The sequence below is a fragment of the Nocardia neocaledoniensis genome (genome assembly GCF_029868625.1).
Classification (GTDB): domain Bacteria; phylum Actinomycetota; class Actinomycetes; order Mycobacteriales; family Mycobacteriaceae; genus Nocardia; species Nocardia neocaledoniensis_A.
The window spans coordinates 1-12,755 of record NZ_JARWOJ010000107.1 but is presented as its reverse complement, the minus strand read 5'-3'; the positions used below and the strand labels follow the sequence as shown (position 1 = coordinate 12,755).

General features: G+C 69.7%; 15 protein-coding genes and 1 pseudogene. 9 read left to right on the top strand and 7 right to left on the bottom strand.

Translation table 11 applies throughout. The features are described from left to right. Positions 1 to 74 precede the first annotated feature (74 nt). Both QH270_RS07560 and QH270_RS07555 read right to left on the bottom strand, forming a co-directional pair. A pseudogene (locus QH270_RS07560) lies at positions 75 to 989 on the bottom strand (saccharopine dehydrogenase family protein); the annotation flags it as partial. Positions 990 to 1,000: 11 nt separating this feature from the next. After that, positions 1,001 to 2,272 (bottom strand): ABC1 kinase family protein, encoded by a 1,272-nt coding sequence (locus QH270_RS07555; protein WP_280339772.1) that lies wholly within the window; start codon positions 2,270 to 2,272, stop codon positions 1,001 to 1,003. Here QH270_RS07555 and QH270_RS07550 point away from each other — a divergent pair. Next, positions 2,244 to 2,474: a hypothetical protein gene (locus tag QH270_RS07550; RefSeq protein WP_280339771.1), complete on the top strand. Its 231-nt coding sequence runs from the start codon at positions 2,244 to 2,246 to the stop codon at positions 2,472 to 2,474. The two genes, QH270_RS07555 and QH270_RS07550, sit on opposite strands and share 29 nt — an antisense overlap. Positions 2,475 to 2,562: 88 nt before the next feature. On the opposite strand, the gene QH270_RS07545 is transcribed toward QH270_RS07550, so the two are convergent. Continuing rightward, positions 2,563 to 3,279 (bottom strand): TetR/AcrR family transcriptional regulator, encoded by a 717-nt coding sequence (locus QH270_RS07545; RefSeq protein ID WP_280339775.1) that lies wholly within the window; start codon positions 3,277 to 3,279, stop codon positions 2,563 to 2,565. Positions 3,280 to 3,446: 167 nt separating this feature from the next. On the opposite strand from QH270_RS07545, the gene QH270_RS07540 reads away from it, so the two are divergent. The 6 genes from QH270_RS07540 to purU all read left to right on the top strand — a co-directional run bounded on the left by QH270_RS07540 (position 3,447) and on the right by purU (position 8,379). Continuing rightward, on the top strand, positions 3,447 to 4,778 hold the full coding sequence (locus QH270_RS07540) for a DUF445 domain-containing protein (protein WP_280339770.1): 1,332 nt from the start codon (positions 3,447 to 3,449) through the stop codon (positions 4,776 to 4,778). Positions 4,779 to 4,873: 95 nt separating this feature from the next. Next, positions 4,874 to 5,320: a helix-turn-helix domain-containing protein gene (locus QH270_RS07535; RefSeq protein WP_110039146.1), complete on the top strand. Its 447-nt coding sequence runs from the start codon at positions 4,874 to 4,876 to the stop codon at positions 5,318 to 5,320. Beyond that, positions 5,320 to 5,976 (top strand): heparin-binding hemagglutinin, encoded by a 657-nt coding sequence (locus tag QH270_RS07530; protein WP_280339769.1) that lies wholly within the window; start codon positions 5,320 to 5,322, stop codon positions 5,974 to 5,976. Before QH270_RS07535 ends, QH270_RS07530 begins: the two co-directional genes overlap by 1 nt. An 84-nt stretch (positions 5,977 to 6,060) precedes the next feature. Next, the gene (locus tag QH270_RS07525) at positions 6,061 to 6,354 is read left to right on the top strand and encodes a DUF2516 family protein (protein ID WP_280339774.1); all 294 of its coding nucleotides are present in this window, start codon (positions 6,061 to 6,063) and stop codon (positions 6,352 to 6,354) included. A 61-nt stretch (positions 6,355 to 6,415) separates the two neighbouring features. Further along, entirely contained in the window at positions 6,416 to 7,468 is a 1,053-nt protein-coding gene (locus QH270_RS07520) for an alpha/beta fold hydrolase (protein WP_280339768.1), read from the top strand. A gap of 20 nt (positions 7,469 to 7,488) precedes the next feature. After that, the gene (gene purU / locus QH270_RS07515; RefSeq protein WP_280339767.1) at positions 7,489 to 8,379 is read left to right on the top strand and encodes a formyltetrahydrofolate deformylase; all 891 of its coding nucleotides are present in this window, start codon (positions 7,489 to 7,491) and stop codon (positions 8,377 to 8,379) included. A 4-nt stretch (positions 8,380 to 8,383) separates the two neighbouring features. Here purU and QH270_RS07510 read toward each other — a convergent pair whose 3' ends face one another. After that, a complete protein-coding gene (locus QH270_RS07510) occupies positions 8,384 to 8,911 on the bottom strand; it encodes a GNAT family N-acetyltransferase (protein WP_280339766.1) in 528 nt (175 codons plus the stop codon). Between the two features lie 137 nt (positions 8,912 to 9,048). Between QH270_RS07510 and deoC the strand changes: the two genes are divergently transcribed. Then, on the top strand, positions 9,049 to 9,717 hold the full coding sequence (deoC, locus tag QH270_RS07505) for a deoxyribose-phosphate aldolase (RefSeq protein ID WP_280339765.1): 669 nt from the start codon (positions 9,049 to 9,051) through the stop codon (positions 9,715 to 9,717). A 5-nt stretch (positions 9,718 to 9,722) separates the two neighbouring features. On the opposite strand, the gene QH270_RS07500 is transcribed toward deoC, so the two are convergent. Next, positions 9,723 to 10,460: an LmeA family phospholipid-binding protein gene (locus QH270_RS07500; protein ID WP_280339764.1), complete on the bottom strand. Its 738-nt coding sequence runs from the start codon at positions 10,458 to 10,460 to the stop codon at positions 9,723 to 9,725. 105 nt (positions 10,461 to 10,565) lie between these two features. On the opposite strand from QH270_RS07500, the gene QH270_RS07495 reads away from it, so the two are divergent. After that, on the top strand, positions 10,566 to 11,174 hold the full coding sequence (locus QH270_RS07495) for a hypothetical protein (RefSeq protein WP_110039150.1): 609 nt from the start codon (positions 10,566 to 10,568) through the stop codon (positions 11,172 to 11,174). On the opposite strand, the gene QH270_RS07490 is transcribed toward QH270_RS07495, so the two are convergent. Beyond that, a complete protein-coding gene (locus tag QH270_RS07490) occupies positions 11,160 to 11,966 on the bottom strand; it encodes a class I SAM-dependent methyltransferase (RefSeq protein WP_280339762.1) in 807 nt (268 codons plus the stop codon). The genes QH270_RS07495 and QH270_RS07490 overlap by 15 nt on opposite strands. Positions 11,967 to 11,975: 9 nt before the next feature. Then, complete coding sequence (locus QH270_RS07485; protein ID WP_280339760.1) at positions 11,976 to 12,503, bottom strand: DUF2505 domain-containing protein; 528 nt, start codon at positions 12,501 to 12,503, stop codon at positions 11,976 to 11,978. Positions 12,504 to 12,755 lie beyond the last annotated feature (252 nt).

The following is a 12,755-nucleotide window of genomic DNA, read 5'->3' as shown; positions in this document are numbered from 1 at the left end:
CGTCGTTCCCGCTGCGCGTCACCGATGTCGACCGGCTCGGCCACGTGAACAACGCCGTCTACTGGGAAGCCGTCGAGGAGGCCCTGGCCGCCCATCCCGGCCACGACCCCCCCCCCCAACCCGCCCGCGACCCGCGCCGCGGCCGCGGAGCGGCCCGCGTTCATCACCTCGCGGTAGCGGAACTGCTTGCCGTAGGCCCAGCCGAGCAGGCCGTTGGTGCGGCGCACGACCTTGGTGTTGTGCGAGGCCATGATGAACGTGGTGACCCAGCCGTCGAGGCTGGGATCGATGCTGTCGGCCCTGGCCAGCGCCTGATCGGACTGGCGGCCGACATCGGGGTCCATGCTGCGGTCCGGGCTCAGCGAGTACGGGTGCGCGAGGATGCGGCCGCGACTGGAATCGGCGGCGATGTCCTCCATCATGGCCCGGCCGGAATCGATGGTGCCACCGCTCATTCCGCCCTTGAGGTAGGCCACCAGGGTGGTGTCCTCGAGCTCACCGGTGTTGTCGGCGACGGTCGCGCGGTAGAGCTCGTAGACGCTCAGGTCCGACGGGATCGAGTCGTAGCCACAGGAGTTCACGATCTTCGCGCCGGAGTCGATCGCGGTCTGCTCGTACCGCTCGATCGCGTCGTGGATGAACAGTGGCTCGCCGGTGAGGTCGGCGTAGTGGGTGCCCGCGGCGGCGCACGCCGCGACCAGCGGCATGCCGTAGCGCAGGTACGGGCCGACGGTGGTGACGACCACCTTGGTGCGTTCGGCCATCGTCGCCAGCGCGGCCGGGTCGGTCGAATCGGCCACGACCAGTTCCCAGTTCGCGGCGGCCGGGCCCAGCTCGGCGCGCACGGCGGCGAGCTTGTCGGCCGAGCGGCCTGCCAGCGCGATCCGCGCGTCGGCCGGTGCGGCGGTGAGCAGGTATTCGGCGGTGAGCTTGCCGACGAACCCGGTCGCGCCGAACAGGGTCAGGTCGAACTCACGGTCTTGCGGCATCGAAGCGCCTTTCATCGAGTGCTCGCCTTGCGGGCACGCGGTTTCTTCGCCGGTTTCGGCGGGTGGGTGGTGAGCCAATCACGGTGGGCCAGACCGAGTTCGGTGACGGGCGGCTCGTCGTAGAGCCATTCCCTGGCGATCGCGTGCCAGTTTGCGGTGCATTCGAGCTGGCCGAGCATGCCGAAGGTGAGGAAGTCGGCCCGGCGGGAGAACAGGTGCTCCGGCGGCAGGTTCTGCTGCTTCATCCCGGTGAACTCGCTGGCCCTCGGGTCGACGGCGAGCAGGAAAGCGCCGCTGGCCAGCTCGGGGGTGATGGTGAGGACCTCGTCGACCAGGCACCATTCCGAGGCGGAGAGCACGTACTCGAGGCATTCCTCGGCGCCGATCTCCTCCGGGGAGTCGATCACGCCGCGCTCGATCATCAACTGCCGCAGGTCTTCCGCGCGATCCTCCGCGGCCGCGCGCAGGCACAGGATCTCGAAGTGCACCAGCTTGGGGTCCATGCGGTTGAACAGGCCGAAGTCGAGGAAGGCGACCCGGCCGTCGCGGGCCAGTAACACGTTGCCCGGATGCGGGTCACCGCAGAACTCGTTGAAGGTGAACAGCGAGCCGACGTAGAACCGGTAGATGATCTCGCCGACCCGGTCGCGCTGCTCGGCGGGCAGCGTGCGCAGCTCGTCGAAGCCGGTGCCCTCGATGAACTCGGTGACCAGCACCCTGGTCGTGGACAGTTCCGGCACCGAATCGGGCACCACGATGAACGGATGGTCCCGGTAGAGCCGGGCGATCTCGGCCTGGGTGGCGGCTTCGGCCACGTAGTCGAGCTCGGCCTCCATGTTCAGCTTCAGCTCGTCCAGCACCGCCGGGGTGATCCACGGCATCGCCGAGGCGAGCACCCGGCGGAACATGGTGAGGTTCTTCAGGTCGGCGCGCACCGCGACGTCCACGCCCGGATACTGCACCTTCACCGCGACCGCGCGGCCGTCGGGCAGGGCGGCCCGGTAGACCTGACCGATCGAGGCGGCCGCGATCGGCTCGGGGTCGAATTCGGCGAACACCTCCGACAGCGGGCGGCCGAAATCCTCCTCGATCACCGCGCGCATGGCCTCGAACGACACCGTCGGGGCGGCGTTGCGCAGCACGGCCAACCGCTGCTGGAACCGGTCGCGATGATCCGGCGGCACCAGGTCGAGGTCGAGCACCGACATCATCTGGCCCAGCTTCATGGCCACGCCCTTCATGGTGCCCAGCACCATGACCACCTGCTCGGTGGTGCGGATCATCGACTCCTCGGCCATCTTCGCGCGGACCGCCTCGGACCGTCCGCGCATGGAGAGTCTGGTCTTCTTCGAGCGGATCACCGAGCTAGCCGCGACCGCCCCCAGCTTCGTGCCGCGGGCAAGCCGGGACGTCGGCACGTTCTTCGCCATCGAGGTACCTCCGTTGGTGCCGACGGGCACGGCGGCACACAGCCGCCCCCGGTGACGCGAGCCACAGCGCCACACTCGGTTCAGCGTAACCAACCGGCCGGTAATGTCGAGCCCCGCTCCGCCCTCGGCGGCGAAGAGCCAGGTCAGGAAGGCAGTGTCGGGATGTCCGGCAGGGCGTGCGGCTGAGCGCTGAAGTATTCGGGCGAGCCGCCCGCACGGGCGACACCCTCGATCGCCGACCACGCCATCATCGTGAGGTAGTCGATGACGTCCTGGCGCGGCATCGCCTTGTCGGTGGTCGTCCACCAGTGGGTGGCCAGCTGGATGCCGCCGACCAGCACGTAGGACCACAGCATCGCGCCGTCGGTGCGCACCCCCTTGGCGCCGGCCCGGTCGACGAGCACGGCCGTCACCACCTCGGCGAAGAGCCGTTCGAACTCGGCGAGCGAGGACTTGTCGCCCGCGGAGTTGCTCATGATGAACCGGTAGACCTCGGGATCGTCGTCGACGGTGCCGACGTACTCGGTCATCGCGGCGCGCACCAGCTGGTACTCGTCGGCGTCGAGGTTGATGGCGCCGTACACGCGGGGCAGCAGCGTGGTCTCGATGAACCGCTGCATGGTGGCGTGCACCAGGTCGTTCTTGTCGGCGAAGTAGCGGTACAGCACGGTCTTGGACACGCCGATCTCGGTGGCGATCTCGTCCATGCCCGCCTGACTGCCACGGGCCCGGATCGCGTTGAGCGTGCCGTCGACCAGCTCTTCGCGCCGGTCGATCTTGTGCTGCCGCCACCGCCGTTTGCGGCCGTCGACAGGGCCGCCGCCGCGAACACCGGCGGCGCGCCCGGTCTGCTCGCCGATCTCGACAAGGTCTTCGGTGGACAGAACAGCCCCCTTGGCATCGATGTGGCGTCTCTGGTCATACAGCTTAGGCGCGTGCCTGTGTGGTAGCGCTCGTTTGGTCGACGTTGCGGCATCTACCACACTCGCGGCGGCGCGGTCGTGGTACGCACAGCAGAATGGGGGCTATGGAGAAAGCTCCCGGCAACACGGCGGTTCTCGCGCCGCGCACCGAGCCCGCCGCGCCGCCCGCGGGCTTCGCGGTCATGACCGACGAGGCGGGCAAGAAACGTGACCTCTTCAAGATGAAGGCGCTGGCTACCGGGTTTCTGCTGGTGGCCAGCGTGGTGTACCTGCTGTGCCGCTGGCTCGAGTCGCGCGGTGGCGGCGGCGAGTGGGTCGGATATGTGCGTGCCGCGTCCGAGGCGGGCATGGTCGGCGCGCTCGCCGACTGGTTCGCGGTCACCGCGCTGTTCAAGCACCCGCTCGGCCTGCCGATTCCGCACACGGCGATCATCCGCAAGAAGAAGGACCAGCTCGGTTCGAGCCTCGGCGCCTTCGTCGGCACCAACTTCCTCGCGCCCGATGTGGTGTCGGCCCGGCTGGAGTCGGCGCAGATCTCGTTCCGGGTGGGGCGGTGGATGGCCGATCCCGGCCACGCGGCGCGGGTCGCGCAGGAGAGCTCGACCATCCTGACCGCGGTGGTCGGCGTGCTGCGCGACGAGGACGTCGAGCAGATCATCGACAACACCATCGTCAAGCGGATCGCCGAGCCGCTGTGGGGCCCGCCGATCGGGCGGGTGCTCTCGGAATTGATCGCCGACAACCGGCAGCTGCCGCTGATCGATCTGCTGGCCGAACGCGCGCATCAGTGGGCGCTCGGTTCGCAGGAGACGATCGATCGGATCGTGATGCGCGACGCCCCGCAGTGGGCGCCGAAATTCGTCAATACGTTGCTGTCGGAGCGGATCTATCGGGAACTCGTGGAATTCACCTGGAAGGTGCGGTCCAATCCCGATCACGAATTGCGGCAGGCCGCCGACCGGTTCCTGCAGGATTTCGCCGACGACCTGCAGCACGACGAGGCGATGATCGCCAAGGCCGAGAAGGTGAAGGCCGAGATCATGGGCCGCGAGCAGATCACCGGAATGGCCGAGGCCACCTGGCGCGCGGCCAAGCGGCTGATTCTCGAGTCGGCCGAGGACCCCGATTCCACGCTGCGCCGCAAGGTGGCCGAGAATGTGCAGCAGCTCGGTGAACGCTTGCGCGACGACCCGGCCATGCGCGGCAAGGTGGACGGCTGGATCGATCGCGGCGCCCGCTATCTGGTCGGTAACTACTCGGCCGAGATCACGACCCTGGTGACCGATACGGTCGCGCGCTGGGACGCGGACGAGGCGAGTAGGAAGATCGAACTGCAGGTCGGCCGCGATCTGCAGTTCATCAGGATCAACGGCACGGTCGTCGGCTCGCTGGCGGGCCTGGCCATCTACACGATCTCGCAGCTGCTGTTCCACTGAGCTCGGACCGTTAGCCGAACCTGTGCTAACAGAAGTGCTTGCAATTGCTAGCACCCTGACTTAGTATTGACCGTACAACCGCCAGAAGGTGAGTGATGGCAGACCAACCCGAGGGACGTGTAGCGCACGCGGCACAAGACATCGGAGGGTTCATCAGGTCCCAGCGCGAAGCCGCGCAGGTGTCCTTACGTCAGCTCGCCGCTCTGGCGGGGGTGAGTAATCCGTACCTCAGCCAGATCGAGCGCGGATTGCGCAACCCCTCCGCCGAAGTACTCGCGCAGATCGCCAAGGCGCTGCGTGTTTCCTCGGAGGTGTTGTATGTGCGGGCCGGATATCTCGAGCAGCGCCCGCACAGTCCGGTCCGGGACGCCCTGCTCGCTGACACTTCGGTGACCGAGCGGCAGAAACAGGTGTTGCTGGAAATCTATGAGTCGTTTCGCCGGGAAAACGGGGAAGAAGCCGGCTCAGGGGGGATCGAACGGGACAGCGACGTTTCGTTCACGACAACTGACACTCCGCCACACCAGGAGAACGAAGACTGATGACCGAGAAGACCGCTACCGTGACCAAGCCGCTGTTCGCCACCGTCGGCGCCGGTGACGCGATCTACACCGCCGTGAACGAGGTTGTCGCCGACGTCCGCGAGCGCGTCGCCACCGCCGATGCCAAGGCCCGCGTCGAAGAGGCCCGCGAGCGCTTCGCCAACGTGCCGGCCGACGTGCAGGCCCAGTTCGACACCCTGCGCGAGCGCATCGCCGGGCTGCCGTCGGAGCTGCCGGAGGACCTCGCCGAGCTGCGCGAGAAGTTCACCCCCGAGGAGCTGCGCAAGCTGGCCGAGCAGTACTACCGCCAGGCCCTCGACATCTACGCCGACCTCGCCGTCCGCGGTGAGGAGACCGTCGACCGGCTGCGCGCCAACCAGGCCGTCGACGAGCAGATCGGTCGCGTGGAGAGCCTGTACAAGGACGCCTCCGCCCGCGCCGAGGATGCCCTGGCCAAGGTCAACGACCTGCTGGGCCGTGGCAAGGCCGAGGCCGAGGCAGTGGCCGAGCAGGCCGCGGCCGTCGTCGACGCCGAGGTCGTCGCGGTGACCACCGAGGAGCCCGCGCCCGCTCCGGCCCCGAAGGCGCCCGCCGCCAAGAAGGCTCCGGCCGCCAAGAAGGCCCCCGCCAAGAAGGCAGCGCCGAAGAAGGCCTGAAAAACCACATAGTTCCCCCTGCAGGCAGCGGCTTCGCACATCCCTGGTGTGCGGAGCCGCTGTTCGTATGATGGGGGTGTGAATATGGTGAACGGTCTGACGTCGATGATCCTGCTGGTCCTGTGGGTCGCGGCCTTCGGCGCGACGGTGTTCGCGCTCATCCACGCCGTGCGCCAGCGGGCGGAGGCGTTCACCGCCGTGGACAAGATGACCAAGCCGATCTGGCTGGCGATTCTCGGCGGCGCGCTGGTGTTCCTGCTGCTCGGTATCGCCGGTTTCGGCATGTTGACCTCGTTCATCGCGATCATCGCGACCGGGGTCTACCTCGCGGACGTGCGTCCGAAGGTCGACGAGGTGCAGCGCGGCCCGCGCTGGTAACCCTCGCGTTCAGTGGTACACGGTGTTACTGTATCTAGCAGTAACACAAAGGAGTGTGCCGATGCGTGCGAAGTTGCCGACGGCTCTGATCGAACTGGTGGGCTCGGCGTCCACCACGGTGAAGACGGTCCTGGCGGCCCACCGGGCCGACCTGCGGACCCGGACCCACGGCCTGGCGGCCTTCGATCCGCCGTCGATTCCCCACGAGGTGATCCCCGTGATCACCGCCGACGGCGCCCGGCTGCGCGTGCACGCCTACGGTCCGGTCGACGCGCCGGTCATCGTGTTCGCGCACGGCTGGACCTGCTCCATCGAATACTGGAACGCCCAGATCAACGCCTTCGCCGGCGAGTACCGCGTCATCGCCTACGACCAGCGCGGCCACGGCGAGAGCACCAACGGCTACGCGCGCCCGAGCACCGATCTGCTCGCCGACGACCTGTGCGACGTGCTCGACGCGGCCCTGCTGCCCGGGCAGCGCGCGGTGCTGGTCGGTCACAGTATGGGCGGCATGACGCTCATCGCCTGGGCGGGCCGCTACCCCGAACGCGTCGCCGCGCAGGCCGAGGCCGTGCTGCTCACCAATACCGGCGCGCACTCGCTGGTCGAGGTCTCGACGATGGTGCCCGGCCTGAACAAGCCGCTGCGGCTGCTGCGCGGTCGCGCGCTGCCCTCGCCGGACTGGCTCGGCAAGCTCATCCTCGGCACCCCGGTCGTGTTCCCGCCGATCGCGCCGGTGCGCTGGATCTTCGCCCGCCAGGTGATGACGCTGGACACCACGCCGGAGAAGCTGAGCTACGCGCTGTCGGTGGTCCGCGGCTGTCCGATGATGACCAGGGCGCGCTACGGCCTGCTGCTCGCCGAACTGCACCTGGGCGATGCCGCGCGCAACTTCACCGTCCCCACCACCGTGCTGGCCGGTGACCGCGACGACATGACCCCGGTCGTGCACGCCGAGCGGCTGGCCGAACTGCTGCGTCAGGCGGGCACCCTCGCCGGGTTCGAGGTGCTGCCGACCGGGCACCTCGGCAATGTCGAGCGCTTCGACCTGTTCAACGCCGAACTGCGCAAGGTGCTGGCCGCTGTCCGTGAGCCCGCACGCGCGCTCGCTTAGCGGCCTGCGAGGATGGGCGGATGAGTTCCGCCCCGTTGACCTCGGATGACCGCCGTTTCGTGCTGACGCTCGGCTGCCCGGACCGGCCCGGCATCATCGCCAGGATCTCCTCGTTCATCGCCGATTTCGGCGGCTCGATCGTGGAGGCCGGCTACCACTCCGACGGCGACACCGGCTGGTTCTTCACCCGGCAGGCGGTGAAGGCCGCGACGGTGCCGTTCGGCATCGACGAGCTGCGCACCCGCTTCGCCGAGGTCGCCGCGGAGTTCGGCCCGGAGACCGATTGGCAGCTGCACGATTCCGGCGCCCCGCGCCGGGTGGTGCTGCTGGTGAGCAAGGACGGGCACTGCCTGCACGATCTGCTCGGGCGCGCGGCGGCCGGTGAACTGCCCGCCACCATCGAGGCCGTCATCGGCAACCACCCCGACCTGGCCGGGATGACCGAGGCGCACGGCGTGAAGTTCCACCACGTGCCCTTCCCGAAGGACCCGGCCGAACGCGGCCCCGCCTTCGCCCAGGTGCGCGAGCTGGTCGACGCCCACGATCCGCACGCCGTGGTCCTGGCCCGCTTCATGCAGGTGCTGCCCGCCGAGCTGTGCGAGCACTGGGCGGGCCGGGCCATCAACATCCACCACAGCTTCCTGCCCTCGTTCGTCGGCGCCCGCCCGTATCACCAGGCCTACGCGCGCGGCGTGAAGCTGATCGGCGCGACCTGCCACTACGTCACCGCCGAGCTGGACGCGGGGCCGATCCTCGAGCAGGACGTGATCCGCGTCGACCACGCCGACGACGTGCGCGACATGGTGCGCCAGGGCCGCGACATCGAGCGCGTGGTGCTGGCCCGCGGCCTGCGCTGGCACCTCGAGGGCCGCGTCCTCGTGCACGGCCGCCGCACGGTCGTCTTCGAGTGAGGGGTCAGAGGTCGTAGAACGGCGCGGGGTAGCGGAACTCGCCGGTGACGGCCGGATCGTAGGCCGTGAGCGCGCGGACCTGGAAGTACTCGGCCCAGTCGGCCTGATCCGGCACGATGCCGAGCCGGGCGCCCGGCACGAAACCGAAGCGGGAGTAGTACTCGGGGCTGCCCACCAGCCCGACCACCGATTCGTCCAGCGCGTCGGCGGCGCCGAGTGCGGCGTGCGTCAGGGCCGAGCCGACACCGGTCTTCTGATGATCGGGATCGACGCCGAGCGGGCCGAGGGCCAGCACCGGGAACGGACCGATGCCCGCCCTGGTGAGGCACAGATGGCCGACGACAGTGTCGTACTCCAGCGCGACCAGTGACAGCGTCGGCATCCAGGACTCGTCCGCGCGTAGTGCCTCGACCAGCGCCGGTTCCGGCGGTTCGGTGATGGCGGCGTCCTCGGCATAATGCGGGGCGAAGGCGGCTCGGTGGATCGCGGCGATCGCCGCGGCATCCGCTGGGGTCTCGCGACGGATCAGCACAATCGTCTCCGTGTCTGTGGCGGCGGTCGGCGAACCGCCATGCATAAGTCTCCCGGATATGGGTACGGCGGCGCAACGATGATTCGCCGGCGGCCTGCGCGTCGGCGGGCGGCGCGCGGTGTGTCATGCTCGGGACCATGACCGTCTCGACGCCGCTGACCCGGGCCGATGTGGCCGCCATGATCGACCACACCCTGCTGGCTCCCGAGGCCACGCCCGCCGATGTCGAGGCATTGGTCGCCGAGGCGCGCCGGCTCGGGGTGTACGCGATCTGCGTGTCGCCGTCGATGCTGCCGGTGCGGGCGCCGGGGTTGGTCGTCGCGACCGTCGCCGGGTTCCCGTCGGGCAAGCACCACTCCCTGGTCAAGGGCGCCGAGGCCCGCTTGGCGGTAGATCAGGGCGCCGCCGAGGTCGACATGGTGATCGACGTGGGCGCCGCGCTGGCCGGCGACTTCAACGCGGTGCTCACCGAGGTCATCACGGTGCGCGAGGCCGTCGAGGATCGGGCGGTGCTCAAGGTGATCATCGAATCGGCCGCGCTCACCGACGAGGCGATCGTCGGCGCGTGCCGGGCCGCCGAACAGGGCGGCGCCGATTTCGTGAAGACCTCCACCGGCTTCCATCCGGCGGGCGGGGCCAGCGTGCACGCGGTGAAGCTGATGGCGCGGACCGTCGGTGGGCGGCTCGGCGTCAAGGCCAGCGGCGGCATCCGCACCGCCGAGGACGCCGCGGCGATGATCGAAGTGGGCGCCACCCGCCTCGGGCTGTCGAAGTCCGCGGCCGTGCTCGACGGCTTCGCCGAGTAGCCGCATCAGCAGGTGAACTCGGCCTGCCGACCGGCGGTGTCGGTGGTCTCGAGCGGGGTCTTGCCGCCTTCGAGCCGGACGATCACGCCGTCGTCGGTGACCTCGACCTCCTGCGCGCGCAACCCCAGCGGGTAGCTCTGCAGGCTCTGGGTGAACGTCTCGACGATGCCCTGCACCAGGTCGGTGGGTAGGCCGATGCCGAGCAGCTGCGCCGACTTGGTCTCCACGACGACATTGCCGCCGCGCACCATGGGCTGCACCTGTAGCTGGGCCAGGCCGCCGATCACGTCGAGGGTGAGCACGTCACTGCCCGCCGAGGACTGCACGCCGCTGACCATGCCGCCCAGCGTCTGCTGGATGCCGGCGTTGTTCCAGGTGACCTCCGCCGAGGAACTGCCGATGGTGCCGCCGCCGCGCCCACGGTCGACCAGTTCGATGTCCTCGAATTCGGCTCGCACGTCCATGCCGACGGCGGGACCGAACTGGTTGTTCTCGCTCTCGATGCGCACCGAGCCGACCTTGCCGTCGACATAGGTGAGCAGCATCGGCTTGGGGCCGAAGCTCACGTCGATGCTCGAGCCCATCTGCTGCTCGAACGAGCTGCTGATGCAGCGCGAGATCTGGTGGCGGGCATAGGCTTCGGTGCTCACGATCGCGGCGACGAGTAGCACGGCGACCACGACCACGGCGATCACCAGCGTGCGCCGACCGACCTTCGGGCGTTGGGGCGTCTGCGTGCTCATGGGATCGGATTCTTCCGCACGTTTCTGTGTCTGCTCTGAGGACGGAATGAAAGCCTTCGCAGCAAAGTGTGAGCTGACGCACTTTCGTCGGCGTAGCCTGAATCCATGACTGGCGAGGGTGTGCGCCGGGTGCAGGGGTCGGCGGATCATCGGTGGCGGGTGCTACAGCGGCTCGCCGGTCGGCACGCGGGGTTCTTCACGACCCGTCAGGTCTTGCGGACGGGCTGCGAACCGCAGGTCAGGGCCGCGTTGGGGGACGGATCGGTGACCAGGGCCGGAGTCGGGATGATGCGGTTGGCTCGGTGGCGGGCCGGGCCGCTCGACGAGTACGCGATGTGGGCGGCCTGGTTCGACGGGGCCGCCGCGGTGTCGTATCAGAGCGCCGCCGAGCTGCACGGGATCGGCAGGCTGGCGCCGCGGTTCCTGCACCTGTCGGTGTCGGCGGGGCGCCCGCCGGTGACGCCGCGACTGGTGCTCACCCGGCGCAGGCTGGGCGGGCCCGATGTGGAATCGGCGGGGCCGTTCCTGGTCACCACGCCGGTGCGGACCGTCCTCGATCTGGCCGAGACCGAGATCTCCCAGTCGGCGCTGGACGAGGTGGTCGCCGACGCCGTCGCCATCCACCGCTGCGATACCGACGAGATCTGGTGGGGCGGACAGCAACTCGCGCCGCGCGCGGCCGAGCGGGTGCGCCGGGCGCTAACCGGCGTCTGACCAGCCGTTCGGCGCGACCACCGGCCACGGCACCGACAGCACGCAGTCGCGCATCCGACGCCGGTACTCGCGCACCGGGAAACCGTTCGCGCGCAACATCTCCGCCGCGCCACGCCAGCGGACCCGCGGCCCGAACGGTGCCAGCGCGGCCGAGCGGTCCCACGCGCGGTCGGCCGCGGTGAGCAGCGCGTGCACGCGTTCACCGGGAATGTTGCGGTGGATCAACACCTTCGGCAGCCGCTCGGCGATATCGGAGGGCCGCTCGACCGTGAACGGGTCCCAGGCCAGGGTCAGCGAGAGCGGGCGGTGCCGGTCGAGCAGCACCCAGGCGCAGCGGCGGCCGAGTTCGTCGCAGGTGCCGTCGACCAGCAGGCCGCCGGGGGCGAGATTGGCCTGGATGCGTGACCACGCGCCGGGCACCGCGTCCTCCGGGTACTGGCGCAGCACGTTGAACGCGCGGACCAGGACCGGGTGCAGCCCGGCCAGTTCGAAGCCGCCGCGCGCGAAGCGCACACCGTCGCGGCCCGCCACCACCCTGGCCGGATCGATCTCCAGGCCGACCACCCGGAGGTCGGGGCGCACGGTGCGCAGGCGGGTGGCCAGTTCGAAGGTGGTCCACGGCGCCGCGCCGTAGCCGAGGTCGACCACGAGCGGGTCGGTGGCCGCGCGCAGCCGCGTGGTCACCAGCTCGTCATGGGTGAGCCAGCGGTCGCTGCGGCGCAGCCGGTTGACGCCCGTCGTGCCGCGGGTGATCGTGCCGACCGGGGCGTCGCGGCCGGCCCGAGGTTCCACCGCGCCGCGTCAGACGGTCTTCTTCGCGGCGGCTTCCTCGAGCCACCGCGCGGTCTCCTCCTGCTCGGCCCGGAACAGGTCGACCAGGTTCACCAGCATCAGCTGCTCGAGCCGCGGGCCGACCATCGGGATGAACACCTTGGCGGTCGGGGAGAAGCGCATGGTGGCGCCGGTCTCGGTGGGGAACAGCCGGATGGTGCCGTTGAGGCTGCCGGGCCCGGCCGGGATGGACGCGGAGAAGCGGCCCTCGGTCTCGTCGTGGGCGAAGCGGCCCCAGCTCTCCTTGCGGGTGATGACCATGTCCTTGCGCATCACCGTCTGGGCGATCTCGGGCAGCATCTCCCTCGGCAGGGTGTGCGCGAGTACGACATCGATGCCGTCGTCGGTCACCTCGTGGCTGATCACCTCGTTGTGCGGGGCGTACTTCCGCATCTCGGCGACGCGCGCTTCCCAGTAGTCCCTGCTCCGCAGCGCCGCGTAGAGCTCTTCGGTGGTGTGCAGCGGGTACCGGGCGGAGTAGTCAAGTCGACGTGCCATGGGCAGGTAGTGTATTTGGAGCGCTGGCGCGCTCGAGTCGGCGGCCCCTTGTGTCCCGCCCGGGCAGCCCCCCGGGGTGTGGGAGAGGGGGCCGGGCCCCCGGCGCCGGACCGCGGGGGCGGCCCCCCCCGCGCGCGCGCGGGCGGGGGGCCCGCCCCCACCCCCCCCCCCCCGGGCGCCCCCCCCGCCGGGGAAACACGGGGCCGCCGACTCGAGCGCGCCAGCGCTCCAAATACACTACCTGCCCATGGC

What these genes read in the sequence shown, in the direction of transcription:
- QH270_RS07555 (WP_280339772.1), bottom strand. Translation starts at nt 2,272, where the DNA reads ATGATCCGCACCACCGAGCAGGTGGTCATGGTGCTGGGCACCATGAAG.
- QH270_RS07495 (WP_110039150.1), top strand. Translation starts at nt 10,566, where the DNA reads ATGACTGGCGAGGGTGTGCGCCGGGTGCAGGGGTCGGCGGATCATCGG.
- purU (WP_280339767.1), top strand. Translation starts at nt 7,489, where the DNA reads ATGAGTTCCGCCCCGTTGACCTCGGATGACCGCCGTTTCGTGCTGACG.
- QH270_RS07550 (WP_280339771.1), top strand. Translation starts at nt 2,244, where the DNA reads ATGACCACCTGCTCGGTGGTGCGGATCATCGACTCCTCGGCCATCTTC.
- QH270_RS07520 (WP_280339768.1), top strand. Translation starts at nt 6,416, where the DNA reads ATGCGTGCGAAGTTGCCGACGGCTCTGATCGAACTGGTGGGCTCGGCG.
- QH270_RS07530 (WP_280339769.1), top strand. Translation starts at nt 5,320, where the DNA reads ATGACCGAGAAGACCGCTACCGTGACCAAGCCGCTGTTCGCCACCGTC.
- QH270_RS07540 (WP_280339770.1), top strand. Translation starts at nt 3,447, where the DNA reads ATGGAGAAAGCTCCCGGCAACACGGCGGTTCTCGCGCCGCGCACCGAG.
- QH270_RS07525 (WP_280339774.1), top strand. Translation starts at nt 6,061, where the DNA reads ATGGTGAACGGTCTGACGTCGATGATCCTGCTGGTCCTGTGGGTCGCG.
- QH270_RS07485 (WP_280339760.1), bottom strand. Translation starts at nt 12,503, where the DNA reads ATGGCACGTCGACTTGACTACTCCGCCCGGTACCCGCTGCACACCACC.
- QH270_RS07535 (WP_110039146.1), top strand. Translation starts at nt 4,874, where the DNA reads ATGGCAGACCAACCCGAGGGACGTGTAGCGCACGCGGCACAAGACATC.
- QH270_RS07500 (WP_280339764.1), bottom strand. Translation starts at nt 10,460, where the DNA reads ATGAGCACGCAGACGCCCCAACGCCCGAAGGTCGGTCGGCGCACGCTG.
- deoC (WP_280339765.1), top strand. Translation starts at nt 9,049, where the DNA reads ATGACCGTCTCGACGCCGCTGACCCGGGCCGATGTGGCCGCCATGATC.